This window comes from Amycolatopsis sp. 195334CR (genome assembly GCF_017309385.1).
Lineage (GTDB): Bacteria > Actinomycetota > Actinomycetes > Mycobacteriales > Pseudonocardiaceae > Amycolatopsis.
Genome location: NZ_JAFJMJ010000004.1, coordinates 170,665 through 195,472, shown reverse-complemented (window position 1 = coordinate 195,472; position 24,808 = coordinate 170,665). Strand labels below are relative to the sequence as shown.

The following is a 24,808-nucleotide window of genomic DNA, read 5'->3' as shown; positions in this document are numbered from 1 at the left end:
ACTAATTCCTGCCCTTCCTCCCGTTCACACCGGATTCGGACTTCCTCGATTTCACAGAAAACCGGTGCGCGTCGTCAGTCCCGTAAATGACACGATCGGCGGACTCCTGCAGCCACTTCAATGCGTCGTTGACCTTGTCATCGACCTGCCACCGCTCGAGCGCACCCGACTTCAGAAGCTTGGCGATGAATTCGAAGAGATCGTGACGATGGGAATCACGCTCGCTGACCAGGGTTTTGAGCACGTCTTCCACGTCTCCGGGGCGCTGTGCGAGGTGAAGCGCGAACTGGTCCAGATCTCCTCGGGCGATAATGGCCCGATATGTGGCCACCTCCGACTTCATCCGAACACCCCGTTCCCACTGTTCATCCATTCGCAGGCGCACGAACACCTCCGCCGAGATCCCGTACTCCGAGCCGAGTTGCTTCTTTCTCACTCTCAGTTCCTCGTTCGCCAGGTCCTCAGCGTCCTGGACACTCGCAGCCTGCTGGTCCCGCGTCGCTTTTCGCAGGACTTGCAACAACAACGGAACGACCAGCCTGCGGATATCGGTGATCCCCTCCGCCACCACCTTCCTCGGCTCCTCGACCTTCCACCGCAGATCGACATTCGCACGGAACGCGAAGGCATCACCCTTGCTGGGCACGGAGAGTTCGAGCGCCAGCCGCCGCCGGGAGAGATCGACGTCGTACATCGTCCGGTACCCGCTCCACAACAGCTCGCCGGTGGTCGGCTGCTCGTCCGGGGCGAAGACACGCAACTCTCCGGTGGACAGGACGAAAACCCTGGCCACCCACGCTCGAACCGGCGGCCGTCGAAAGAGGAACTCGAACCGCCGGAGGTGCCGCTCTTTGGAAATCGGCGCGTATGCCGCGGATTCGGCCCGTGCGACTCCACCGTCGTCAGTGCGGGATTCACCCGCCGCGCGCTCCCAGACAGGATACGAGACATCGCCCGGCTCACCGACCTTGTTGGCTTCCTGCTGTCCCTCGGTCATGAAGTCGGCTCCTTCTCGTTCTCCGGCGAAACGGCCGCGACCAGGTCCTTCGCTACGTCGTCTCGCAGCGGGTCCTCCCAGCTCGTCCGCGTCCACTCGATCAAGTAGCACAGCCGCTGCGTGTCGTTCTGGTCATGTACGACATTGGGGAGGAACTTCACCAGCACGCCCATGCACTCCGCGTCGAACTCGGCCGCGCGAAACCACTTGCGGAGGAATTCCCTGGCTGTCCGCTCGCCCTCCGTGCTGCGAAGAAGACCTCGAATGAGATTGGCGATGGGCTCGGTCAAGCCGGGGTCGTCGGCCTGGAGCACCAACAGCAACGGCCAGCGTTCCGATCCGGGACGCATCACCGACCTTCCGCTCACCGGGAGCTGCAAGTAAGCTAGCTCATAGCTGTCAAGGTTGGCAGCGTAAGCCAGCGAAGTGACAGCAAGTCTCCGCAGACTGCTGCGGCCACTCGTGTTCCACACCTCGATACGCGCCAGGGCCTCTCGCACGGCGCCGCCTGCGAGCAATCTCGCCAAGCTGCGGCCAGCGATGTGCATCAGTACGACGTCGGCTGCCTCGTCCTCGTCCACTGGGACCCGCAGCTCGGACTGCGTCCCGAGCACACGCAATTCCTCGAACGCACGTTCCGGTGACTCCCGCCCCAAGGTGAACCCCCAGGCCGCGGCAGCCGTCCAGCGTTCCCCCCACAAACCACGCCTGCGCCACTCACACAGCCGCTCGTCGATGGCGGCTCGCAACTCGCCGTCCTGGCCTGCCTGATCGAGCGCGAGCGCCGCGAACATCTTCCGCTGCCAGGCCTTCCTCGAGTATTCGGCTCGGGCACCCGGCACGATCACCTTGCTGAACGCGTAGGAGAAGTCCAGCGAGCAAAGGTACCCGGCGGCCTGGGCGGATCGCACCCACACCGCCGTTACCGTGTGCTTGCTCAACTTCATCAACCAGCGCACCATCTCCGCCCGCAAGTGGTGATGGTTGCGCCAGACGTACTTGAGGATCGTGATCGGATACCGATCGTCTTGGAACGCCAGGAGTTCGGTCGCGACCCTGACCTTGTCGAAGACCGCGTACCCGTTGACGAGGTGCGCACGAAGCGCCGGCAACCGCGTCTCCTGGTCATCGGAGAACAGCGAAGTGCGGCGCGTGCGCACCGTGCCCATCGCGTCGATGAAAAACTGGCTCAACAACGCAGCGACCTCGGCCACGACGTTGAAGGGCGCCTCGTTCAACACCGCGAGCGCGATTCGGAACCCCGCGAGCCGGAGCGCTTCGTCCAGGTCCTCGCCCGGGCGTAACGCCTGTAACGCGGCAAACCATTCCGCCACCTGATCATAGGCGAACCCGTCGGCCTCACGCTCAACCTCTTCCCGGGTCACCCCGCCCCTGGCGTGTTCAGCCAGCAACGCCGCCATCCGGGCCGACTCGATCGGCCGCGGTGCGGTTCCCAGCGCGGCCGAGACCCACTTCGCGCGGATCAGCCCGCTGAGCTTTTCCTCGAACCCGGCTGTTTCATCGCCGCGAATCTCTTCGATGATGTGTGCCCGCAGCAAGTCCCCGGGTTCGGGCGCGACGCAGGGGAACGCGTACCCGCCGAACGCGCCATCGTGTCGCGGGTCGGTCTCCCCGATCAGCACGCAGTAGGAAGATTTCTCCTCCAACTGATCGCGCAACTTCTCCAGGTGCACTTCAGTCAGGGAGTTGCCGACCCGGCGTGTCAGTTCAATGACGTATCCAGCCTCTTCATGAGGCAGTTCCCGATCAGTCAAGCTTTCGACTTTTTCGCCGCTGTCCAAGCGGAAGACCTTTCCACCCGTGACGCGATCGAGTAGGTGCAGAGCCGTGGTGGCTCTACCCGTGCCCGGCAGGCCGCGAATGAAAATGACCCGTCGCGAACCCAGCGCGTCGAACATCTCGTCGTACCGCGAGACCGGCACGTAGCGCGCCTTGGTCCAAGCCAGTACATCAGCTGGCACCGAACCTGACGTCCGCGACAGGGAACTTCCGATGTACACGTTGTCGCCGATGTGCAGACTTCGTGCCTCTGCCTCGCCGATTATTGTCGTGTACCGCGACATGACCGCGCTTTCCGACAGGAACCGCTGCCCTCGGGTGTAGGCTTCGCTGAGCCCTCGGTCCTGTTCGCCCGGGGTTTCCTCGACCTGCCCTTGGCCGGGTTCCGTTTTGCCTCCGGCTGCCTCAGCACCCATCGCCGAACTCCCCGGCGCGTGGGCTCCAGCCGACGCGGGCGCCGACGCGGCTGCTGAATCGCTCACCGGTCTCGCCCCTTTCGACCGTAGTTGTCCCCGAATTGAATCGAACCAGCACGGACTTCACCGATCTGACTCACCGTTCCGTTGACCTTCCCGATCTCGGAGATGAACAGGGGACCGCGCCCACTCCTCTCCGGCGAAGGAGGGGGCGGCGGCATCGACTCGCCAGTCACCCGGACCCAGGCGGTGAAATCGCCCTCAGCACGCCGGTAGGCATCCGCTTGCACCGAAAGGCCGCCGTCTCGCACCACAGCGTTGTACACCTGATCGGAAACCATGATGACCAAACCGCTTCTACGCGCACCGACGGCGGTTTCCTCGATCCGGCAGGAGCCAGCTAACTCGCGAGCAACAGCCTCGTCGTCGATGGTAACCCCCAGTGATATGAGCGAGCCGGGGAATCGCGCACGCAGCACCCCATCGAGGGCCCGGACACCTGGCCCGAGAAGGCGCGTCCAGGACGTTCTCGACGTCAATTCGAAAAGGACCTCGCCGGATGTCGTCCGCCGCTTCCCCGAAATGGGGAGTTCTGCCGTTTCAAGAGTTCGAACAAGAATGTCGTCGAACATGACCTGGCCGACCGGCGTACCCCCGTCCATCTTGGCCGCAACGGTCATGCTTTCTTGAGTGTCGCCTTCGCCTCCCAGCAAAGAGGCGATTTTCTCCGGAGGTACACCGGGCACCCTCAGCCAGGCGACCGCGTGGAAACCTTTTTGCTCCGAGTCGATCGAGATCCTGAGGAACTCGCTGCCCACCAATGAGGTGTGCCACTGGTGAACCGTCTCGGCGACGAGTTCGGACACGACCAGGACGAGATTTGCCTCGGGGATCCGTTCCAGCGCTTTCCGGGCCGGTGCGGAGTCACACAATCGGCACACATGAACGACGCCTTGACCGGCGAAGCCGAGTCGCGCCTCCACCGCCACCCCGTGGTGGACGGCGATCTTCAAGCGCAACCGGGCGTCCGCCAGGCGTGGCTTGTTGTACTTCGCCAGCCACTCGTCGACCAGGCGGACGAACTGGTCGATGATCGTCGGTTCGGCACTGCTGTCCGCCACCACCGCGAGGAAGCCGTCACCTGCTTCCTGTGTCCGCCATTCCGACTGGTCGAGGCCCGCCGTCGCCGCCGCGACATCCATCGCTTCCGCGAGTGCCTCCTGAAGATCGAACTGCGCTCGGTCATCACGCGGTCCGTACCGCCACGCGTCGACGGCCAGCAACAGCACACGTGAGAACTCACCTCTTGCCGGCAACGTGTCCTCCCTCTGCCAGATCGGTTCGAACGGATCGCCTAACTCTGTGCCACATCGGGACCGCCGACCCCGTATTGATACGGGTTTTCGCGGTCCAACTCACCGAAACGGCATAGTCCACCCAGATCCTCGACCACGATCCGTCGGTAGCGCCGACGTACCAGCCCGTGGCCCTGCATGACCTGCAGTGCCTTCTCCAGGGTGGCCAGTGCTACCCCGGCCAACGACGCGATCTCCAACTGGGTGAGCGAAACGTCAAGGTCCCAGCCGGCGTCGGTCCGCTCTCCGTATCGCTGAGCGATGTCGGCCAGGACCCGGCTGACCCGAACCGGCGCCGGACAAGCGACGAAGTCGGCACGGCGCCGATTCGCCCAGCGCAGGCGTTCGCTGAGTCCCCTCGCGACAACGGCCCAGGCTTCCGGGTATCGATCCAGGAACTCGTGGAATCGGGCGTCCCGGATAACCCGGGCCTGAACGGTGGAACAGGTGACCACGTTCGCCGATCGGGGAAGGCTCTCGAACACGGACATCTCACCGAGCAAGTCACCGCGACCTCGAAGGGCGAGCAGGACCGGGCCACCGAACTCGGTGTCGACCCGCACCTTCACGTGACCGGCGAGGATCACCAAGACGTGATGACTGCTCGCGCCCTGCCGCAGTACGGTCTGCCGCGCGCCGAAGGTCGACAAAGCACCCAGTTCGAGCAGTTCCCGGCGTGCCCGCGGGCTGAGCCGGGCGACCAGGGTGTCCTTAGGCCACTCTTGCTGGTTCAGCGGATTCTCCCGTTGTCCAGGCGTTCTCCGGCACCACCCACCCGGAGCGCGATCCTCGTCCAGGGATCTCATATCGCTCCGCGCCGCACCTCGTCGAATGACGGGATCTTCCGGTGGGAGGCCTCACCGCACCGAGTGCCCGAAAACCAGCTTTCGATCGGTTCAGCCACGCGGCGGAAGCGCATGCTGCGTATCAGAGAGAACGGAGGAGAACATGCCAGTCATGGGGAGAAGAGCGACCACGTCACGGCTAGCCGACGGCACCGGTGAACTCACCACCGCGCTCACAACTGTTACCTTCTTTCAAGGAGCTGTTCAGCACGCGGACGAGAAGGTACGCACCCTGATCGCCGCGCAAAGCATGATCACCGCGCTGACGACGGCGCAAGCAGGCCTGCTCCTCAGCCGCGGCCACTCGCCTGCGGTACAGGTCCTCGCCTTCGCTCTGCTCGGTGCGTTCGGAATCGGCTACGCACTCTCGGGTTTTCACTTGATCCAGGCATTGCGGCCGCGGACGAAAGCGCCTTCACCCCTCAATCGTTTCGCCTTCCCGAGCGTTGCCGCCGGCAATGCGCAGATTGCCGAGGTGCCTCTTCGAGCGCAGTGCGAGCAGGCACACGAACTCGCCCGCCTGCTGGCGGATCTCGCGATGATCAAGCACCGGCACGTCCGGCGGGCGTTGTCCGGAACCGCGGCCATGTTCACGAGCGGACTGGCGTTGCTGGCGATGATCGCTGTGTCCTGAAAGACGCTAGTCGACGCCGGCCACCGCGTGCAGCCGTTCAGCGTCGAGGACGATGATCTGCCGGTAACCGGTGTCGATGATGGCCGCACGACGCGCCTCGGCCAGTGCCTTGTGCACCGTCGGTTCGGCCGCGCCGACCAGCGCCGCCAGTTCGGGCTGTGTGAGCGCTACACCGATCACTATCCGGTCAGCCTCTCGGTGCCCATAGCCAGCCGCGAGTTCGGCGAGCACGCGGGCCAGCCGAACCCGGACCTCACACCCGCTGAAGTCAATCCGGCGTCGCGTGGCCCAGCGGAGTTTCGCACCCACGCTTCGGCTCACGGCCCGGGAAGCGTCGGGGAACTGGGACAGGAAGTAGTGGAAGTCCGCTTGCTTGATCAACCGGGCGCGGAGCGGGCCAGCGGTGGTCACCGTCGCCACCCTGGGCTGGTCGTCCATACTCGCGAGTTCGCCGATCAAGTCTCCGCCGACCCGGATGGCGAGCAAGGCCAGTTTGCCTTCGGGAGTCATGGCCGTCACCTTCACACAGCCGTCGAGCAGCAGGAACAGGTGCGAGGACACTTCGCCCTCGCGCAGCAGCACCCGGTCGCCGTCGAACTGTCTCAGCGTTCCGAGTTCCAAAAGTGCCATCCTCGCACCGGCGGGCAAGCCCGCAAGAAAGCTGCTTGCCGGAAACGTTGTGTCATGACCGTTCACTCGCTCGCCCCTTCGGATCGGCAGGGTCAACGCGGTCCCCACAGTCTACGAGGGGCCACGCAAGCGGTGCGTTGATTGCCGCAGTCAGAGGCGATCACGTCCACCACGAAGCATCCACGCCCCCGCGACGACCGGATCGTGGTCGCGCTCTCCTGGCACAACGCGATCGCCGGAACGGCGTGGAATACCCATTGGAAAATAAATGTGAACCTTTCGAAATACACACTGAACGCCACGTTCACCCGACGATTCCTTATTCTACTTTGGCGATACACCGAACCGCTGCCCACATCGGACCGCGGGTCGGCAAGGCGCGCTCAAGATCAACCGCACCTCGGGCGCACCGTCGGCCGTTGAGTTCCGCGTACTGACGATCCCGACGCAGGCGCGCGCTCGCGACACCGACGAAGAGCCCCCGCCATGATCAAGTCGGGATTTGATCTTCATCGGGGTGGCTTAATAGCGCGAACGGAGCATTTCCGCACTGACGGCCCGCTCCGTAAAAAGTGTCCCTCGATCAGGTGTATTTGAATTTCACTCGGATGGCCCAGAGTGGAAAGAAACCCCACCCGGCCTGGTCCGGCCGGTGGCGGAGTACTACCATCCCTGCCACGATTTCCCGCATTCGACTTCAGCACCCCGGCCGCAAAACAATGCGGTCGCGCCCGGTACGAGAATCACCCACGAACGACGAGGACCTGAGCTATGTCGGAACAGCCGCCTGTTCGTCTTCGCGCGGCGCGGGGACCGTTCGGCCAAGCCCTGATCGCCGCGCTGGTCACCGCCGTGGTGGTGAGCGGGCTGTGGTGGTGGGTGGCGGCGGTCGTGCCCACCGGCGCGCACGGGCCCGTGCTCACCATCGCCGCGATCACCGGGGTGCTGCTCTGCGCCGCCGCCTTCGCGGCGGTCCACCACCACGGCGAACTCCAGCGGGCCCGCGCCGAGGTCCACCGGGCCCGCGGTGCCACCGACGCGCACGAGGCCGAGCTCGCCAGGCTGGTCGACCAGACCGTGCCCGCCGCGGTGTCGCTGCTGCGCGACGGCGCCTCGGTGGACACCGTGTTCGCCGAGATCCCGCGCCCGCCGGGGGAAAACCACGCGCGGCTGCTGCGCTCGGTGATCTACGAGATCAGCGTCGGCGAGCGCCGCCGGGCCGCGGCCACCGCCGCCTGCGCCAACGCCGCCGGGCGCGTGCAGGCGCTGGCGACCAGCATGCTGGCCAACATCCGCGAACTGCAGAACCGCTGCTCCGAGGAATTCCTCGGCGACCTGATGGTGCTCGACCACAGCACCGCGCAGGCCGGCAGGCTCGCCGACAGCATCGCGGTGCTCACCGGCGCCCGCTCCGGCCGCCGCTGGACCAAGCCGATCGTGATGGAGAGCGTGCTGCGCGGGGCGATGGGCCGCATCGGTGCCTACCAGCGCATCCGCATCCACTCGACCAGCGCCGCCGCGGTCGCCGGGTACGCCGCCGAGGACGTGATGCACGCGCTGGCCGAGCTGATGGACAACGGCACCCGGTTCTCCGCGCCGTCGGAGGAGGTGCACATCTACGTCGAGGACCTGCACAACGGCGTGGTGGTCACCGTCGAGGACGGCGGGCTCGGCATGAAACCGCAGGCGCTGACCCGCGCCGAGGCGGCCGTGTCCACCACCACCCCGCTGGACCTGACCACGCTGACCGGCACCCGGCTCGGCCTGGCCGTGGTCGGCTGCCTGGCCCGCAAGCACGAACTGCACGTGTTCTTCCGCCCGTCCTCGCGCGGCGGCACCGGCGTGGTGCTGCGCATCCCGAGCCGGCTGATCACCCAGATCCGGCACGAGCCGTTCGAACTGACCCCGCGGCACCAAGCCCCGCGTGAACTGCCCGAACCCGCCACCGTCGGCGCGCCCGCCCTCGAACAGGCCGAAAGCGCGCTGCCCAAACGCCCGCGCGGGCAGACGCTGGCCGCGTCGCGCCCCTCCCCCGCGCCGCGTGGCGACATGCCGCGCCCGCGGCCGGACTCCGGCTCCCGCTTCGGTGCCTACCAGGCCGGGCGCACCCGCAAGGAAACCGGCGAAGACCGGTGATTCCCGCCGTCCACCCACCGATGAGCAGAGGGGAGCGCGGGGCGGGCCGCCCCGACACTCGATGAACACGACTGATCCGAGCCTCGAATGGTTACTGGAGAACCTGGTGCGGAACACGCCCGGCGCCCGTCACGCGCTGGTGCTGTCCAGGGACGGGCTCAAGCTGTGCCACACCGCCGCCCTCGGCACCGACCAGGCCGACCAGCTGGCCGCCATCGCGGCCGGTGTGCAGTCGCTGTGCTACGGCGCGTCGATGGAGTTCGGCGACGGTTCCGGCGGCGTGCGCAACTCGATGACCGAGTTCCACGGCGGCATCCTGTTCATCGTCGACGCCGGGGACGGCGCGCACCTGGCGGTGATCGCCGGCGAGGACGCCGACGTCGGGCTGATCGGCCACAACATGGACGAGCTGGTCGAGCAGATCGGCGGCTACCTGACCGCTCCACCCCGGCATGCGCAGCCCAGCGCGCTGACATGAACCGGAGCCCGCTCGAGGACGAGAACCCCGACCGGCTCTACACCGTCACCGGCGGGCGCAGCGGGCCCGGGGAGATCGACCTCGACCTGGTCACGCTGATCGTCAGCGAAGCGGACCCCTCGGCGGGCAGGCAGTCCGAACACGTGCGGATCCTCCAGCTGGGCCGCCACCCGACCTCGGTGGTCGAACTCGCCTCGGAACTCGGGCTGCCGGTGAGCGTGGTCCGCATCCTGGTGGCCGACCTGCTGCGGGCCGGCCTCGTCTCCGCCCGCCACCCCGCCGCCGTCGGGCCGGGGACCGATCTGCCCGAGCTGGAATTCCTGAAGAAGGTGCTCGTTGGACTCCGCAATCTCTGAAGCAGCCGCCGGGCCGTCCGCCCGCACCCCGTTGCACGGCACCGCCGCGCACGGGCTGAAGATCGTGGTGGTCGGCGGCTTCGGCGTCGGCAAGACCACGATGGTCCGCTCGGTCAGCGAGATCCGGCCGCTGAGCACCGAGGAGACGATGACCCAGGCCGGCGCCGGGGTGGACTTCAACGCCGGGGCCCGGTTCAAGACCACCACCACGGTGGCCTTCGACTTCGGCCGGATCAGCCTGGACGAGAAGATGGTGCTCTACCTGTTCGGCGCGCCCGGCCAGGAGCGGTTCTGGTTCCTGTGGGACCGGCTGTTCTCCGGCACCCTCGGCGCGGTGGTGCTGGTGGACACCCGGCGGCTGGCCGACTCGTGGTACGCGATCGACCGCCTCGAACACCACGGCACGCCGTTCATCGTGGCCCGCAACAACTTCGGCCCGCCGCGGCACGACCTCGCCGACGTGCGCGAGGCGCTGTCCCTGCCCGACGGGATCCCGCTGATCGACTGCGACGCGCGGGCGCGGTCCTCGGCCAAACAGGTCCTGATCGCCCTCGTCGACCACCTCTACCACCTCTCCGCCCTGTCAGCCGCCCGGGAGACCGCACCATGACCGAGTTCCGCCACTCCGCCGACCCCGCCTGGCCGCCGGCCGCCCCGGTGGAGCGGGTCCGGCTCTACGGCCCGCAGTTCAACACCGATCCGGCCAAGCTCTACGCCGCCATCCGCGACGAGTACGGGCCGGTGGCGCCGATCCTGCTCGACGGCGACATCCCGGCGTGGTTCGTCTCCGGGTACCGCGAGATGCACCAGGTCACCAGCGATTCGCAGCTGTTCGCCAGGGACACCCGCCGCTGGAACGAATGGGAGCGCGTGCCCGCCGACTGGCCGCTGCTGCCGTACGTGGCGCACAACCCGTCGGTGATGTTCACCGAGGGCGCCGAGCACCGCCGCCGCGCGGGCGCGATCAGCGAGGCGCTCGCCGCGGTGGACCAGTTCGAGCTGGGCGCGCACTGCGAGCGGATCGCCGACCGGCTGATCGACGCCTTCGCCGGGACCGGCGAAGCGGATCTGGTGGCGCAGTACGCGATGCGCATCCCGTTGCTGGCGGTGGCGAAGATCTACGGCATGCCGGAGGCGGAGACCCCGGCGCTGGTGCGGGATGTGGCGATCTCGCTGGACGTCGGGCCGGACGCGATGAACGCGCACCTGCGGGTGCAGGCCGCGATGCGCGCGCTGGTGGCGTACAAACGGGACTACCCGGGCACCGACCTGCCCTCGCAGCTGCTGGCCTCCCCCGCCGGGCTGTCCGAGGAGGAGATCGTGCAGGACCTGCTGGTGGTCACCGCGGCCGCGCAGCAGCCGACGGCGAACTGGATCGGCAACACCATCCGGCTGATGCTGACCGACCTGCGGTTCGCGATGACCCTGTCCGGTGGGCGCGGCAGCGTCGGGCAGGCGCTGAACGAGGTGCTCTGGCACGACACGCCGACGCAGAACTTCATCGGCCGCTTCGCCACCAGGGACACCCAGCTCGGCGGGCAGCGGGTGCGCTCGGGCGACCTGGTGGTGATGGGGCTGGCCGCGGCGAACTCGGATCCGCTGGTGCGCCCCGACTCTTCGGCCGGTTCGCTGGGCAACCACGCGCACATGTCCTTCGGCCACGGCGAGCACGGCTGCCCGTACCCGGCGCCGGAGGTGGCCGAGGTGATCGCCAGGACCACCATCGAGGTGCTGCTCGACCGGCTGCCGGACGTCTCGCTCGCGGTCGAGGGGGACGCGCTGGTGTGGCACCCGTCGGTGTGGATGCGCGGGCTGGAGAGCCTGCCGGTCACCTTCACCCCGACCCACGTCGCCGGCGCGCTCGGGGCCGCGCCGCTCGGCCGGGTGCGCTGACCCTTCTGCTCCCGGCGCGGGGAGCGGAAGGCCGCGGGTGTGGGACTCGCCGGAACTCGCCGTGCGGGGGGCGAGTTCCGGCGGCCGGGTCCCACACCCGCGCGCTCAGGCCGCCGGGGTGAAGCGGACCGGGAGACAGGCCGGGCCCCGGGTGAACACGCCCTCCTCCGCCGGGGTGAAGCCGTCGGCGAAGCGCAGGTCCGGCATGGCGTCGAGCAGCTGGTTCACGCCGACCTCCACCTCGGTCTTCGCCAGCAGCGCGCCGACGCAGAAGTGCCGTCCCAGTGCGAAGGACAGGTGGCTCGCCGCCGCGGAGAACGCGGTGTGGGTGGGCAGGTCGGTGCGGAAGATGTCGAACCGGTCGGCGTCGGCGAAGCGGCGGCTGTCGCGGTTGGCCGCGCCGATCAGGCAGGTCACCGTGCTGCCCGCCGGGATCACGCCGCCGCCGAGTTCGACGTCCTCGGCGGGCTGGCGCATGATCATGTGCACCGGCGGGGTGTAGCGCAGGGTTTCCGCGAACGCCTGGGGGATCAGGCTCCGGTCGGCCCGCACCGCGGCGAGCTGGTCCGGGTGCCGCAGCAGGTTCTGGAAGATGCTCGCGATCGCCTTGTCGGTGGTCTCGCCGCCGGCGGCGAGCAGCAGGCTGCAGAAGGCCTTGATGTCCTCGTCGCTCATCCTCGTGCCGTCGACCTCGGCCGCGCACAGGGTGGAGAGCAGGTCGTCGCCGGGGTTTTCCCGGCGCAGCCGGATGATCGGCACCATGTACTCGGCGAACTCCGCGCGGGTGCGCAGGCCGTCCGCGGTGATCCGCTCGTCCTGGCTGAGGTTGCCGAGGAAGGCGATGATCGAGGTGTACCAGCGCTGGAACCGGTCGTGGTCGCCCGCGTCGAGGCCCAGCATGTCGACGATCACCCCGATCGGGAACCGGCGGGCGAAGTCGGTGACCAGATCGGCGGATCCCTTGTCGCGGAAGGCATCGATCAACCGGCGCGCGTTGGCTTCGATGACCGGGCGGAACCGGCGCTCGAGTTCGCTGCCGCGGAACGCGGGCGCGATCAGCGCGCGGCGCACGGCGTGCTCGCGGCCGCTCAGCTGGAGAATGGTCTTGCCGTGCACCGGTTCCAGCTGCCAGTCGTAGTTGTCCGTGGTGAAGGCCGGTTCCTTGAACGCCCGCGACACGTCCTCGTAGCGGGAGACGATGTAGCTCGACATGGCCTCGTGCCAGATCAGCGGCCGGTCGGCGAGCATGATCCGGTAGGCCGAGTACGGGTCCGCGGCGAATTCGGCGGAAAGGATGTCCGGTGCCTCACGTGCGGTAGTCATGACACTCCTCGGTCGGCAGTGAACGGGTCAGCCACGTTAGCGAGAGGCACGGGAATTACCCACTCCGGAGTGAAAACCCGAGCCGAATGCCGTAATCGGGTGTTACCGGATCGAGCGTTGTCGGGTTCGGGGCCGGTCTGCGAGTATGGCGCTCCGTCACGAACAGAGGAGCTTCCGATGCCCAGTCGGCTCAATCCCTACATCAGCTTCGACGGCAACGCGCGCGCGGCGATGGAGTTCTACCGCGAGGTGTTCGGCGGGGACCTGGTGCTGAACACCTTCGGGGAATCCGGCGCCGACCACGACCAGGACAAGATCATGCACGGCATGCTGGAGACCCCGGGCGGGTTCACCCTGATGGGCGCGGACACGCCGACCGGCATGGAATACAACCCCGGCACGAACATCGCCATCAGCCTCAGCGGCGACGACTCGGGCGAACTGCGTGGTTACTGGGAGCAGCTGTCCGGCAAGGGCACCGTTTCGGTACCGCTGGAAAAGCAGATGTGGGGTGACGAATTCGGCGCCTGCGAAGACCAGTTCGGCATTTCCTGGATGGTCAACATCAGCGGCGCCTGAGCACGCGCGCGATCTCGGCGTCGAGCGGGCTCGTCGCTTCGGGGACCGGCGTGGCCGGGTCCCACCACCGGAAGTCCAGTGCCTCGTCGCTGACCACCGGCCGCGGGCGGCCGGGCAGCGAGAGCCGGTAGAGCGCGGCGAACTCGCGCCGGACCGGCGCCACCAACGCGAACTCGGCCACGGCGGCGAACTCCGCCGCCGTGGCCGTGAGGCCGGTTTCCTCGGCGAGTTCCCGCAGGGCCGCCGCTTCCGGGGTCTCCCCCGGTTCGAGCATGCCGCCGGGCAGCTCCCACGTCCGGCGGAAGGCGTTGAGCATCAGCAGCACCAGCCCGCCGGATTCGACCACCACCAGCGCGAGCGGCATCGGCTCGGGACCGAGTGCCGGGTGGAAGCCCCGCAGTTCGTTGCCCAGTTCGTCGCGCACCACGGGGCCGACAGTAGCCGCCCGCGTCCGGGGCGCGGTGCTCACTGAGCCGCGAGGCCGCGCAGCAGCGGGAGGAAGACGTCGTCGACGATCTCGGCGATGCGCGCCTCGGTCAACTGCCTGCCGTAGAGCACCGCGTCCGCGCGGATCAGGTCCAGCGGCAGCGCGAGCACACGCGGGGTCAGCCGCGGCTCGGCGAGTTCACCGCGTTCGACCGCCCGTCGGATCAGCGCCTCGAACGCCTGTCCCGGCGCGGCCTTCGCGATCTGCTTGCGCAGCAGGGCGAACACCTCCGGATCGCGGAAGGTCTCGGTGGTCAGCCCGGCCAGCAGGTCCGGCGAGAAGTCCTCGAACCGGCACAGCGACCGGCCGAGCAGCTCCTTCAGGTCCGCCGGCAGCGTCCCGGTGTCCGGCAGTTCCAGCGACACCGGGAGCCGGTGCCGCCACGCCGCCAGCACCAGTTCGGCCCGCCCGGCCCACCGCCGGTACAGCACCGGCTTGCTGGTCCCGGCCCGCGCGGCGACCGCCTCCATGGTGAGCTTCGCGTAACCGACGTCGAGCAGTTCCGCCCAGACGGCTTCGAAGATCGCCTGTTCGAGGTGTTCGCCCCGGCGGCGCGGCCTCGCCTCTGCCACAGTGCCCCTTTTATCCCAGTTGCGTTTCCCGACCGGGACTGTAGCCTGGCGCGGTTAGATACGGAACGTTTCTTCCTGGGGGTTGGGCTTGCTGAGTCGCCTGCTGCGCGGTCACCTGCGGCCGTACCGGCGTGAACTGACCGGCGTGGTGCTCCTGCAACTGGTCGGCACGATGGGCTCGCTGTACCTGCCGACCCTGAACGCCGACATCATCGACCAGGGCGTGGCCACCGGGGACACCGCCTACATCCTGCGCGTCGGCGGCTGGATGCTCGCCGTCACGCTGCTGCAGATCCTGTGCTCCACCGGTGCGGTCTACCTCGGCGCGCGGGTGGCGATGAGCTTCGGCCGCGACGTGCGCGCGTCGCTGTTCCACCGCGCGGGCGCGTTCTCGGCCAGGGAGGTCTCCGGCTTCGGCGCCGCCTCGCTGATCACCCGCAACACCAACGACGTGCAGCAGGTGCAGATGCTGGTGGTGATGGCCTGCACGATGCTGGTCACCGCGCCGATCATGTCCGTCGGCGGCATCGTGCTGGCCATCCGCGAGGACGCCGGGCTGTCCTGGCTGATGCTGGTCGCGGTGCCGGTGCTGCTGGTCGCGATGGGCCTGATCATCGTCCGCATGGTGCCGCGCTTCCGCACCATGCAGGACCGCATCGACGCGGTGAACCGGGTGCTGCGCGAACAGCTGTCCGGCATCCGCGTGGTCCGCGCCTTCGTCCGCGAACCGGTGGAGACGCGCCGCTTCGCCGAGGCGAACACCGCGCTGACCGACACCGCGCTGCGGGTGGGCCGGTTGCAGGCGCTGCTGTTCCCGATCGTGATGCTGGTGCTCAACGCCTCCAGCGTGGCGGTGGTCTGGTTCGGCGCGCACCGGGTGGCCGAGGGGCAGCTCCAGGTGGGCGCCATGGTCGCGTTCCTGAGCTACCTGATGCTCATCCTCACCTCGGTGATGATGGTGACCTTCATCGCCACGCTGATCCCGCGCGCGTCGGTCTGCGCCGAGCGCATCGTCGAGGTGCTGGACACCGAATCCTCCGTGCTGCCGCCGGAAAACCCGGTGCGCGAGGTGACCGGGCACGGCGAGGTGGAGTTCCGCGACGTCGAACTGCGCTACCCCGGTGCCGCGGATCCGGTGCTGCGCGGGGTTTCCTTCCGCGCCGGGCCGGGCAGGACCACCGCGATCGTGGGCAGCACGGGCGCGGGCAAGACCACGCTGGTCTCGCTGATCCCCCGGCTGCTCGACGTCACCGGCGGCAGCCTGCTGGTCAACGGCGTGGACGTGCGGGAGCTCGATCCCGCGCTGCTGCGCGGCCGGATCGGGCTGGTGCCCCAGCGGCCGTACCTGTTCACCGGCACCGTGGCGAGCAACCTGCGGTACGGGAAACCGGAGGCCACCGACGAAGAACTGTGGGAGGCGCTGGAAATCGCGCAGGCCCGCGAGTTCGTCGAAGCCATGAGCGGCGGGCTCGACGCGCCGATCACCCAGGGCGGCACGAACGTCTCCGGCGGGCAGCGCCAGCGCCTGTCCATCGCCCGCGCGCTGGTGCGCAAACCCGAGATCTACCTGTTCGACGACTCGTTCTCCGCGCTCGACCTGGCCACCGACGCCGCGTTGCGCACCGCGCTGCGGCCGCACATCACCGACGCCGCCGTGCTGGTGGTCGCCCAACGGGTGTCCACTGTGGTCGATGCCGAGCAGATCGTGGTGCTGGAGAACGGTTCCGTGGTCGGTCTCGGCACGCACGCCGAACTGCTGGAGAGCTGCCCCACCTATCTCGAGATCGTCCAGTCCCAGCTGACCCCGGAGCCCGCGGCATGAGCGCCCCCACCACGAACCGCCCGCTGCAGCAGCAGGCGACGATCTTCGGCCGCGGGCCCGCGATCGGCATGCCCGCGAGCAAGGCGGTGAACTTCACCGCGTCGGCGAAGCGCCTGCTCGGCAGGCTGCGCGGCGAACGCCCGCTGCTGCTGGTGATCATCACGCTCGGCGTGGCCAGCGTCGCGCTTTCGGTGGCCGGGCCCAAGGTGCTCGGGCACGCCACGGACGTGGTGATCGAGGGCGTGCGGCGCGGTGCGCTGGACTTCGCCGCGCTCGGGGAGGTGCTCGCGTGGGTGCTCGGGCTCTACCTGGCGTCGTCGGTGTTCAGCTGGGCGCAGGGCCGGATGCTGAACAACGTGGTGCAGCGCTTCGTGTTCCGGTTGCGCGAGGAGGTCGAGGGCAAACTGCACCGGCTGCCGCTGCGCTACTACGACCGGCAGCCGCGCGGTGAGCTGCTCAGCCGGGTCACCAACGACATCGACAACATCTCGCAGACCCTGCTGCAGACGCTGAGCCAGCTGCTCTCGGCGGTGCTGACCGTGCTCGGCGTGCTGGTGATGATGCTGGTCATCTCGCCGCTGCTGGCGCTGATCGCGCTCACCGCGGTTCCACTGTCCATTGTGGTCACGCGGGTGATCGGGAAGCGGTCGCAGAAGCTGTTCGTGGCGCAGTGGCAGCACACCGGTTCGCTCAACGCGCAGATCGAGGAGGCCTTCTCCGGGCACGAGCTGGTCACCGCCTTCGGCCGCCGCGAAGAGGTGGAGCGGGAGTTCTCCGAGCGCAACGAGAAGCTGTTCGGGGCCAGCCTCGGCGCGCAGTTCGTCTCCGGCGTGATCATGCCGTCGATGATGTTCGTGTCCAACCTCAGCTACCTGGCGCTGGCCGTGGTCGGCGGGCTCCGGGTGACCACCGGCGCGATGACCATCGGTGACGTGCAGGCCTTCCTGCAGTACTCGCGGCAGTTCACCCAGCCGCTGACGCAGGCGGCCTCGATGGCGAACCTGCTGCAGTCGGGTGTGGCCTCGGCGGAGCGGGTGTTCGAGCTGCTCGACGCCGAGGAGCAGGAACCCGATCCGGCCGTGCCGGAGCGGGCGGCGCACCGGCAGGGCCAGCGCGGCCGGGTCGAGTTCGAGCGGGTGAGCTTCTCCTACGACCCGGAGACGCCGCTGATCGAGGACCTGTCGCTGGTCGCCGAACCGGGCCAGACGGTGGCCGTGGTCGGGCCGACCGGGGCGGGCAAGACCACGCTGGTCAACCTGATCATGCGGTTCTACGAGCTGGACGCGGGCCGGATCACCCTGGACCGCACCGACATCACCCGGCTCGACCGGGCCGGGCTGCGCGGGCAGATCGGCATGGTGCTGCAGGACACCTGGCTGTTCGGCGGCACCATCCGGGACAACATCGCCTACGGCAGGCCGGACGCGACCGAGGAGCAGATCGAGGCGGCGGCGAAGGCCACCTTCGTCGACCGGTTCGTGCGCAGCCTGCCCGACGGCTACGACACGGTGATCGACGACGACGGCACCAACATCAGCGCCGGGGAGAAGCAGCTGCTCACCATCGCGCGGGCGTTCCTGGCCGATCCGTCGCTGCTGATCCTGGACGAGGCGACCAGTTCGGTGGACACCCGCACCGAATCGCTGGTGCAGCACGCGATGGCGGCGCTGCGGTCGAACCGGACCAGCTTCGTCATCGCGCACCGGCTGTCCACCATCCGCGACGCGGACCTGATCCTGGTGATGGAAGCGGGCCGCATCGTCGAACAGGGCACGCACGCGGAACTGCTCGCGGCCGAGGGCGCGTACCACCGCCTCTACGCCGCCCAGTTCCGCAGGCCCGCGACCGACTAGCGGAGGCGGACCACCCCCGGCAGCAGCGCCAAGGTCAGCGCCGCCATCAGGAGGAACGTCGCGGGCAGCCCGAGCCACTGGGCGAGCAGGCCGCCCGCGGCGGCGCCGAGCGGCATGGTGCCCCAGGCCAGCAGCCGGTGCACGCTGTTGACCCGGCCGAGCAGGTGGTCCGGGGTGAGCCGCTGGCGCAGCGACACCATCACCACGTTGGCGACCATCAGCCCGGCGCCGCCGAGCACGAAGGCGGCGCCGACGACGTACGGATCCGTGCTCACCGCGGGCATCCCGAGCATCACCCCGCTCGAGGCGAACCCGAGTCCCACCGTCCACGCCCGCCCCAGCACGCGCTCGGCCCACTCGCCGGCGAGCGAGCCGAGCAGCCCGCCGACCGCGACCCCGGTCAGCATCAGGCCGAACGCCTGCTCGGACAGCCCCATCGCCGAACCCGGGCCCACCGCGTGCAGCACGAGCACGGCGAACACCGCGGTGTCGGCGAAGTTGAACACGCCCACCATCACCGAGATCGTCCGCAGCACCCGGTGGCGGAACAGGAAGCGCAGGCCTTCGGCGATGTCGGCGCGCAGGCTCGACGACGGCCCCTCCCTCGGCGGCCGGAACTCCCCGCGCACCAGGAACAACGCGCCGATCGCCGCCAGCCATAACCCGGCCGGGGTGGCGAAGGAGGCCAGTGCGCCCGCGGCCACCAGCAGCCCGGCCAGCGGCGGCCCGACGAACTCGTTGGCGGTCAGTTCGACGGCGAACAGGCGCCCGTTCGCCCGTGACAGCTGGTCCCGGTCCACCAGCCGCGGCACGAGCGACTGCGCGCAGGTGTCGTAGATCGTCTCGGTGACGCCCACCGCGAACGCGATGGCGTAGAGCACCCAAATTGACGCCACGTCCAGCGATACCGCCAGCGCGAGTACGGCGAGCAGCCCGGCCCGCGCGAAGTTCGCGCCGAGCATGGCGTGACGGCGGTCGAGCCGGTCGGCCAGCGCGCCCGCCGGTAACGCGAAGAGCAACCACGGCAGCCTGACCGCCAGCGTGAGCCCGGCGATCAGCGCGGGCGACCGCGTCAGCCCCACCGCGACCAGCGGCAGGGCGACCTTGAACACTCCGTCGGCGAGGTTGGACAGGGCGGAGGAAAGCCACAGGCGCCAGTAGGCACCCCCCAGAGAAGCCACCAATGGAGAGTGGCACATCGATGGGGAAAAGTCCATCGATGTACTCTCTTCCCATGACCGGCCACAAACGGCGGGCGGCCACCGCCCGCGAGGTGAAGGCGCTCGGGCACCCGCTGCGCCTGCGCATCCTGCGGTTGTGCAAGGAACACGAGCTGACCAACAAGCAGCTCGCCGACCGGCTCGGCCGCGACCCCGGCACCGTGCTGCACCACGTCCGCCAGCTCACCGACGCCGGGCTGCTCGAACAGGCACCGGTGCGGACCGGCGCGAGCGGCGCGCTGGAGAAGCCCTACCGGAGCGCGACCCAGACCTGGTGGCTGGACGGCCCGCTGCTCGAAGCCGAGACCGCGGACGAACGGTCCGCGCCGGTGGTCGCGTTCCAGGAGGAACTGCGGGAGGCGGGCCCGGAATCGGTGCGCTTGTACGAGCGGTTCGTCCTGCACCTGTCCGACGAGGACCTCGCCGAACTGGACCGCCGCATCCTCGAGGTGCTCGACGAGTACGTGGCCACCGACGACCAGCGCGCCGGAAAGCCCGCGCTCAACGGGATCTTCCTGCTGCACCGTCTCGGTGGGGTCAGTGACCCGCCGCCTCCATCGCCATCAGGAACACCGTGAAGAACAGCTGACCGGCGGCGATCGAGGCGCCGGCCACCGCGGTCCAGTCGAGCCGGTACTGGCGGTCGGTGAGGATGGACGCGCTCGCGCAGGCGATCGCGGCGGCGGCCACCGCCACCCCGCCCACCGGCGTCACCCAGCACAGCACGGCCAGCAGCAGCGCGATCGGCCCGAGCCACGCGCGCTTGCCGGGACGGTCCCGTACCGGTCGCGTCCGCATCGAGGTCATCAGGCCGCGTACGCACGCAGGAAGGTGTCGACGGCCGCGTCGGAGACGGCCCGCATCTCCGGCGCCGGCACCTTGCGCGTGCCCAGGCGCGAGCGGGTTTCCAGCGGCCCGGTGAGCAACGAGAGCAGGTGCTCAGAGGCCGTCGACGGATCGCAGGGCCGCAGGTGCCCGGCGAGCGAGAAGCGCGCGAGCCGGTCGGCCAGCGCTTCGCCGACCTTGTCCGCGGTCCGGGTCTGGACCAGCTCGATCAGCTCGGGGAACCGCGCCACCTGGCCGTAGGTCAGCCGGCGCAGGGAGCGCGACCGCTCGCCGCAGCAGAGCTGGACCAGCCGGTGCGCCACGTCCTCCAGCGCCGCGCGCAGGTCGTCCCCCGGCTCGCGCAGCCGCTCCACCACTTCGAGATTGGCCGCCATCACCTCGTCGGCGGCCGCTTCGATGGCGTGGCGGAAGAGGTTTTCCTTGTCGTTGAGGTGGTTGTAGACCGTCGGCTTGGCGACGCCCGCCTCCTCGGCGATCTCCTTGACGCAGGCTTCGGCGTACCCGCGGCGGGCGAAGACGGTGAACGCGGCGGTCAGGATCGACTGCCGCTTGTCGATCCGCCCCCGGGAGGCAGTGGTCACCCCCGCAGCATATCCCGGTTCTTGCGAACGAACCTTCGAGAACACTAGATTGAACCCATCGGTTCAATTTGGAGGTCAGCGTGATCGTCAACATCCTGCGGTTCAGCTTCAAGGACGGGACCACCGAAGAAGACAAGGAGACCGTGCTGGCCGCGATGCGGCGCACGGCCTCGGTCGAATCGGTGTCGTTCTCCACGGTGGGACAGGACATCGGCGACCCGGCGGAGGGGTTCACGCACACCTACCTCGCCGGGATCGCCGACCTGCCCGCGCTGGAGCGGTACCTGCACGACCCGGTGCACCTGGCCGGGGACTGGGAGATCCTGCCGCACCTCCAGCGCATGTCCGCCGTCCGGTTGTCCGACGACCTCGACCCGGAGCTGAGCGCCAAGGTGATGGCCCTGCACCTGGCCAAGGTCGCGAAGTACCCGGACTGGGCTCAGGCGCTCGACGCCATTCCCGAGGCGCGGATCGCTAACGCGCGCTGAGCCTGCGATCGCGGTGGGCGGCCATCCGGTTCGGCGCGTTCGCCACGCCGAACCCGCGGTAGCCGCCGACGCGCTGCACCACTTCGAAGAACACCCGCTCCCCCGCCAGTTCGGTGTAGAAGTGCAGGAACTCGCCGTGCTCGTCGCGGTCGTAGAGCACCGACTCGGCACGCAACGCGGCCAGCAGCTCCGGATCCAGGTCGAGCCGGGCTTCGAGGTCGTCGTAGTAGTTCGCGGGGATTTCCAGCAGTGGTGCGCCGAGTGCGCGCATCGCCTTCGCGCTGGCGATCGCGTCGCCGGTGGCGAAGGCGATGTGCTGCGGTTCGCGCACCGCCGGGGCCCACTCCCCGCGGCGCACGAGCGCGGTGTCCAGGGTCAGCCGGACGCCCTGGTGCGCGGCGGCACGGCTGCGCACCAGGCCGAACGGCGCGGCGAACTCCACCACCGGTTCCAGCCGCAGGCCCAGCACCGACCGGTAGAACAGGGCGGCTTCCTCGAACTGGTCGAACGGCTGGGTCAGCGCGACGTGATCGATCCCGGTGATCCCGGCGGTGTTCTCGGTTTCCCCGGTGAGTTCGAAGTCCGCCAGCCAGTCCTCACTGCCGCAGAAGAACAACTCGGTGGCGTCGGGGGCGGCGACCGCTTCCCGGCCGCGGGGCAGCGGCTGGGCCAGGAACGCCGCGGCCCGCCGGGCCGAGCGCGCCGGGTCCTCGCTCTCGACCGCGATCGCCGTGCGTTCCCCGGTTTCGTTGACCAGCACGCGCGCGCCGCCCTGCGCCCACAGGCTCACCGGCTTCGTCCGGTGGTGGCCCGCGACGCCGAAGCCGAGTCCGGCGAGCACCTTGCCCACGTCCTCCCCCGACGACGCGGCGAGTTCGGCGAACGCGTGCCCGTGCAACGCCGGCGCCTCGGGGAGGTCGGCCAGGCCGAGCGACTCCTGCAACGCCAGCAGCGACCGCATCGCGTCGACCGCGGTGAGCCGCGGGTCGGCCTGCCGGAAGACGTCGTTGAACACCTCCAGCGACAGCGGCCCGGCGTACCCGGTGGCCAGCACGTGCCCGGTGAACGCGGTCAGGTCGAACTCGCCCTGGCCGGGGAACAGCCGGTGGTGCCTGCTCCACTGCAGCACGTCCATCGCCAGCCTCGGCGCGTCGGCGAGCTGCACGAAGAAGATCTTTTCGCCGGGAATGGTGCGGATCGCGGCCGGATCCCCGCCGACGGAAAGGATGTGGAAGCTGTCCAGGCACAGGCCGAGCGCCGGGTGCGCGGCCTGGCGCACGATCCGCCACGAACGCTGGTAGGTGTCGACGAACCGGCCCCACGCCAGTGCTTCGTAGGCGATCCGCATGCCCCGCTCCCCCGCGAGTTCGGCGAGGGCGTGCAGGTGCTCGGCGGCGAGTTCGTCGTCGTCCACCGCGTCGGGCGAGACCGAGGAGCAGACGAGCACGGTGTCCGTGCCGAGTTCGGCCATCAGATCCAGCTTGCGCCCGGCGCGCCGCAGGTTGGCCCGGAACAGCTCCGGCGGTACCGCCTCGAAATCGCGGAACGGCTGGTAGAGATCGATCGACAGGCCCAGATCCGCGCAGTGGCGCCGGATCCCGGCCGGGGACAGGCGGGAGGCGAGCAGGTCGTTCTCGAAGATCTCGACCCCGTCGAACCCGGCGGCGGACGCGGCCGCCAGCTTGTCCTCCAGCGTGCCGGACAAGCACACGGTGGCGATGGCGGTCCGTCGCTCAGCCACGGGCGTACACCTTTCCCTCACTGGCCGCGAGTTCGGCGAAGTGGCGCAGCATGCGCTCGGTGTCCGGCTCGATGCCGGTGAACAACCGGAACGAGTCGGCGGCCTGCAGCACCACCATGCCGCCGCCGTCGAGCACCCGGCAACCGCGGGCGGCGGCGGTGCGCAGCAGCTCAGTCTCAAGTGGACGGTAGACGATGTCGGCCACCCAGAGTTCCGGCCGCAGCGCGGACGCGGGCACCGGGCTGCCCGGGTACCGCGCCATGCCGGTGGGCGTCGCGTGCACCAGACCGTCGGCGCCGTCCAGCACGTCGAGACTTCCGGTGACCGCCCGATCGGCACCGAAACGCCCGCACAGCGCGGAAACCAGCTTCGCCGCGCGGGCTTCGTCGACGTCGTGGACGTGCAGGGTGCCGGTGCCCAGTGAGAGCAGCGCGTGCGCGACGGCCGCGCCCGCGCCGCCCGCGCCCAGCAGCAGCACGGTGTCCATCGCGGCGTCGGGCAGGCCGCGGCTGAGACTGCCGGCGAATCCGGTGCTGTCGGTGTTGTGCCCGATCGCGCGGCCGCCGTCGAAGACCACGGTGTTCACCGCACCGAGCGCGGCGGCCTCCGGCGAAAGCTCGTCGAGGTGGTCGAGCACCGACTGCTTGGCGGGGTGGGTCACGTTGAGCCCGTCGAACCCGGCCAGCCGCGCGGCTTCGAGCACCTGGCCCGCCGGGCGGTCCAGCACGTCGAGGTCGAGGCGGCGGTAGAGGTAGCGCAGGCCGAGCTGGTCCGCTTCGCGCTCGTGCAGGGCCGGGCTCAGTGACGGCCCGATGCCGGAACCGATCAGTCCGAAGAGATAGCTGGTCACCACAGGCCTTCCGGCGATTAATGTACTAACTGGTGAGTTCACTGTAGCGCGGGGTCCGGCACCCGGAAAGGGGACTGGGTTAGAGTTGGGTGGTCCGCTCACGAATCGGAGGCAACCCGGTGGCCGCACCGTCGTCCGACGTCGAGCGGCAGCGCGACAAGGAACGGACCCGCGCCGACATCCTCGCGGTGGCCACCAGCGAGTTCGCCGACAAGGGCTACACCGGGGCCAGGGTGGACGAGATCGCCGCCAGGACCAGCACCACCAAGCGGATGATCTACTACTACTTCGGCGGCAAGGAACAGCTCTACGTCGCCGTGCTCGAACAGGCCTATTCGGCGATCCGGGCGCTGGAGCAGCAGCTGGACGTCGAGCACCTCGAGCCGGAGGACGCCATCCGCCAGCTCGCGGAGCTGACCTTCGACCACCACGAGGCGCACCCGGACTTCATCCGGCTGGTCAGCATCGAGAACATCCACCGGGCCGAGCACATCGCGCGCTCGGAGGTGCTGTCCGGACTGGCCAATCCCGCGCTCGACGTGCTCACGCGCATCCTGTCCCGCGGGCGCGCGGCCGGCCGGTTCCGCGCCGACGCCGACGCGCTGGACATCCACATGGTGATCAGCTCGTACTGCGTGTTCCGCCTGGCGAACCGGCACACCTTCGCCGCCATCTTCGACCGGGACCTGCTGGACCCGCAGCGCCGGGAGCACCAGCGGCGCCTGCTCGGCGACCTGGTGATCAACTACCTCACCGCCTGACCGCCCGTCCCGGCGGCGACCTCCCCGCGCACCCTTGACATCGGGGGCGCCGTTGTCCAGCCTGTGTTAACTAACTAGATGGTTCATTACCCCGCCCCCGCTGTGTCTGAGCAACGGAGCACGGACTTCAGGAGCCCGAAGTGAC

Annotated in this window: 25 protein-coding genes; 12 read left to right on the top strand and 13 right to left on the bottom strand. The window is 69.0% G+C overall.

Annotation, left to right across the window (positions count from 1 at the left end):
- Position 1 precedes the first annotated feature (1 nt).
- The 4 genes from JYK18_RS44710 to JYK18_RS44695 form a co-directional block, all read right to left on the bottom strand.
- Complete coding sequence (locus JYK18_RS44710) at positions 2 to 997, bottom strand: hypothetical protein (protein WP_206810341.1); 996 nt, start codon at positions 995 to 997, stop codon at positions 2 to 4.
- The gene (locus tag JYK18_RS44705; RefSeq protein WP_206810340.1) at positions 994 to 3,213 is read right to left on the bottom strand and encodes a hypothetical protein; all 2,220 of its coding nucleotides are present in this window, start codon (positions 3,211 to 3,213) and stop codon (positions 994 to 996) included. The genes JYK18_RS44710 and JYK18_RS44705 overlap by 4 nt, the downstream gene beginning before the upstream one ends.
- A gap of 62 nt (positions 3,214 to 3,275) precedes the next feature.
- Complete coding sequence (locus JYK18_RS44700) at positions 3,276 to 4,502, bottom strand: hypothetical protein (RefSeq protein WP_206810339.1); 1,227 nt, start codon at positions 4,500 to 4,502, stop codon at positions 3,276 to 3,278.
- A 65-nt stretch (positions 4,503 to 4,567) separates the two neighbouring features.
- Positions 4,568 to 5,374, bottom strand: a complete 807-nt coding sequence (locus JYK18_RS44695) for a Crp/Fnr family transcriptional regulator (protein ID WP_206810338.1) — start codon at positions 5,372 to 5,374, stop codon at positions 4,568 to 4,570.
- A 151-nt stretch (positions 5,375 to 5,525) separates the two neighbouring features.
- Here JYK18_RS44695 and JYK18_RS44690 point away from each other — a divergent pair, with 151 nt between their 5' ends.
- On the top strand, positions 5,526 to 6,047 hold the full coding sequence (locus JYK18_RS44690) for a hypothetical protein (RefSeq protein ID WP_206810337.1): 522 nt from the start codon (positions 5,526 to 5,528) through the stop codon (positions 6,045 to 6,047).
- A gap of 6 nt (positions 6,048 to 6,053) precedes the next feature.
- Here JYK18_RS44690 and JYK18_RS44685 read toward each other — a convergent pair whose 3' ends face one another.
- Complete coding sequence (locus tag JYK18_RS44685) at positions 6,054 to 6,677, bottom strand: Crp/Fnr family transcriptional regulator (RefSeq protein WP_206810336.1); 624 nt, start codon at positions 6,675 to 6,677, stop codon at positions 6,054 to 6,056.
- Positions 6,678 to 7,448: 771 nt separating this feature from the next.
- Between JYK18_RS44685 and JYK18_RS44680 the strand changes: the two genes are divergently transcribed.
- The 5 genes from JYK18_RS44680 to JYK18_RS44660 all read left to right on the top strand — a co-directional run bounded on the left by JYK18_RS44680 (position 7,449) and on the right by JYK18_RS44660 (position 11,540).
- Positions 7,449 to 8,813, top strand: a complete 1,365-nt coding sequence (locus JYK18_RS44680) for an ATP-binding protein (RefSeq protein ID WP_206810334.1) — start codon at positions 7,449 to 7,451, stop codon at positions 8,811 to 8,813.
- 61 nt (positions 8,814 to 8,874) lie between these two features.
- Entirely contained in the window at positions 8,875 to 9,291 is a 417-nt protein-coding gene (locus JYK18_RS44675) for a roadblock/LC7 domain-containing protein (RefSeq protein WP_206810332.1), read from the top strand.
- On the top strand, positions 9,288 to 9,647 hold the full coding sequence (locus JYK18_RS44670; RefSeq protein ID WP_206810330.1) for a DUF742 domain-containing protein: 360 nt from the start codon (positions 9,288 to 9,290) through the stop codon (positions 9,645 to 9,647). Before JYK18_RS44675 ends, JYK18_RS44670 begins: the two co-directional genes overlap by 4 nt.
- Positions 9,628 to 10,257 (top strand): ATP/GTP-binding protein, encoded by a 630-nt coding sequence (locus JYK18_RS44665; RefSeq protein WP_206810328.1) that lies wholly within the window; start codon positions 9,628 to 9,630, stop codon positions 10,255 to 10,257. The genes JYK18_RS44670 and JYK18_RS44665 overlap by 20 nt, the downstream gene beginning before the upstream one ends.
- Positions 10,254 to 11,540 carry a cytochrome P450 gene (locus JYK18_RS44660; protein WP_206810326.1) on the top strand — a complete coding sequence of 429 codons (1,287 nt, stop codon included), beginning with the start codon at positions 10,254 to 10,256 and terminating at the stop codon, positions 11,538 to 11,540. The genes JYK18_RS44665 and JYK18_RS44660 overlap by 4 nt, the downstream gene beginning before the upstream one ends.
- 105 nt (positions 11,541 to 11,645) lie before the next feature.
- Here the strand turns inward: JYK18_RS44660 and JYK18_RS44655 are convergent, their stop codons facing one another.
- Positions 11,646 to 12,863 carry a cytochrome P450 gene (locus tag JYK18_RS44655; protein ID WP_206810323.1) on the bottom strand — a complete coding sequence of 406 codons (1,218 nt, stop codon included), beginning with the start codon at positions 12,861 to 12,863 and terminating at the stop codon, positions 11,646 to 11,648.
- 177 nt (positions 12,864 to 13,040) lie between these two features.
- On the opposite strand from JYK18_RS44655, the gene JYK18_RS44650 reads away from it, so the two are divergent.
- Positions 13,041 to 13,442 carry a VOC family protein gene (locus JYK18_RS44650; protein WP_206810321.1) on the top strand — a complete coding sequence of 134 codons (402 nt, stop codon included), beginning with the start codon at positions 13,041 to 13,043 and terminating at the stop codon, positions 13,440 to 13,442.
- Here JYK18_RS44650 and JYK18_RS44645 read toward each other — a convergent pair.
- Both JYK18_RS44645 and JYK18_RS48230 read right to left on the bottom strand, forming a co-directional pair.
- Complete coding sequence (locus tag JYK18_RS44645) at positions 13,429 to 13,869, bottom strand: NUDIX hydrolase (RefSeq protein WP_307796363.1); 441 nt, start codon at positions 13,867 to 13,869, stop codon at positions 13,429 to 13,431. The genes JYK18_RS44650 and JYK18_RS44645 overlap by 14 nt on opposite strands.
- Positions 13,870 to 13,907: 38 nt before the next feature.
- Positions 13,908 to 14,501, bottom strand: coding sequence for a TetR/AcrR family transcriptional regulator (locus JYK18_RS48230; RefSeq protein WP_206810319.1), 594 nt, complete (start codon positions 14,499 to 14,501; stop codon positions 13,908 to 13,910).
- A gap of 88 nt (positions 14,502 to 14,589) precedes the next feature.
- On the opposite strand from JYK18_RS48230, the gene JYK18_RS44635 reads away from it, so the two are divergent.
- Both JYK18_RS44635 and JYK18_RS44630 read left to right on the top strand, forming a co-directional pair.
- A complete protein-coding gene (locus JYK18_RS44635; protein ID WP_206810797.1) occupies positions 14,590 to 16,323 on the top strand; it encodes an ABC transporter ATP-binding protein in 1,734 nt (577 codons plus the stop codon).
- Complete coding sequence (locus tag JYK18_RS44630; RefSeq protein WP_206810317.1) at positions 16,320 to 18,176, top strand: ABC transporter ATP-binding protein; 1,857 nt, start codon at positions 16,320 to 16,322, stop codon at positions 18,174 to 18,176. The genes JYK18_RS44635 and JYK18_RS44630 overlap by 4 nt, the downstream gene beginning before the upstream one ends.
- Here the strand turns inward: JYK18_RS44630 and JYK18_RS44625 are convergent.
- Positions 18,173 to 19,357, bottom strand: a complete 1,185-nt coding sequence (locus JYK18_RS44625) for an MFS transporter (protein WP_307796362.1) — start codon at positions 19,355 to 19,357, stop codon at positions 18,173 to 18,175. The genes JYK18_RS44630 and JYK18_RS44625 overlap by 4 nt on opposite strands.
- Positions 19,358 to 19,410: 53 nt before the next feature.
- On the opposite strand from JYK18_RS44625, the gene JYK18_RS44620 reads away from it, so the two are divergent.
- Positions 19,411 to 19,974: a transcriptional regulator gene (locus tag JYK18_RS44620; RefSeq protein ID WP_206810315.1), complete on the top strand. Its 564-nt coding sequence runs from the start codon at positions 19,411 to 19,413 to the stop codon at positions 19,972 to 19,974.
- Here JYK18_RS44620 and JYK18_RS44615 read toward each other — a convergent pair.
- Both JYK18_RS44615 and JYK18_RS44610 read right to left on the bottom strand, forming a co-directional pair.
- Positions 19,934 to 20,194 carry a hypothetical protein gene (locus tag JYK18_RS44615; RefSeq protein ID WP_206810313.1) on the bottom strand — a complete coding sequence of 87 codons (261 nt, stop codon included), beginning with the start codon at positions 20,192 to 20,194 and terminating at the stop codon, positions 19,934 to 19,936. The genes JYK18_RS44620 and JYK18_RS44615 overlap by 41 nt on opposite strands.
- 8 nt (positions 20,195 to 20,202) lie before the next feature.
- Complete coding sequence (locus JYK18_RS44610) at positions 20,203 to 20,823, bottom strand: TetR/AcrR family transcriptional regulator (protein WP_206810312.1); 621 nt, start codon at positions 20,821 to 20,823, stop codon at positions 20,203 to 20,205.
- 80 nt (positions 20,824 to 20,903) lie between these two features.
- Between JYK18_RS44610 and JYK18_RS44605 the strand changes: the two genes are divergently transcribed.
- Complete coding sequence (locus JYK18_RS44605) at positions 20,904 to 21,311, top strand: Dabb family protein (RefSeq protein WP_307796361.1); 408 nt, start codon at positions 20,904 to 20,906, stop codon at positions 21,309 to 21,311.
- Here the strand turns inward: JYK18_RS44605 and JYK18_RS44600 are convergent.
- Together JYK18_RS44600 and JYK18_RS44595 are read right to left on the bottom strand one after the other, a co-directional pair.
- Complete coding sequence (locus JYK18_RS44600; RefSeq protein WP_307796360.1) at positions 21,298 to 23,052, bottom strand: TIM barrel protein; 1,755 nt, start codon at positions 23,050 to 23,052, stop codon at positions 21,298 to 21,300. The genes JYK18_RS44605 and JYK18_RS44600 overlap by 14 nt on opposite strands.
- Positions 23,045 to 23,902, bottom strand: coding sequence for a shikimate dehydrogenase (locus JYK18_RS44595; protein WP_206810310.1), 858 nt, complete (start codon positions 23,900 to 23,902; stop codon positions 23,045 to 23,047). The genes JYK18_RS44600 and JYK18_RS44595 overlap by 8 nt, the downstream gene beginning before the upstream one ends.
- A gap of 119 nt (positions 23,903 to 24,021) precedes the next feature.
- Between JYK18_RS44595 and JYK18_RS44590 the strand changes: the two genes are divergently transcribed.
- Positions 24,022 to 24,663: a TetR/AcrR family transcriptional regulator gene (locus JYK18_RS44590; protein ID WP_206810309.1), complete on the top strand. Its 642-nt coding sequence runs from the start codon at positions 24,022 to 24,024 to the stop codon at positions 24,661 to 24,663.
- The last annotated feature ends 145 nt before the right edge of the window (positions 24,664 to 24,808 follow it).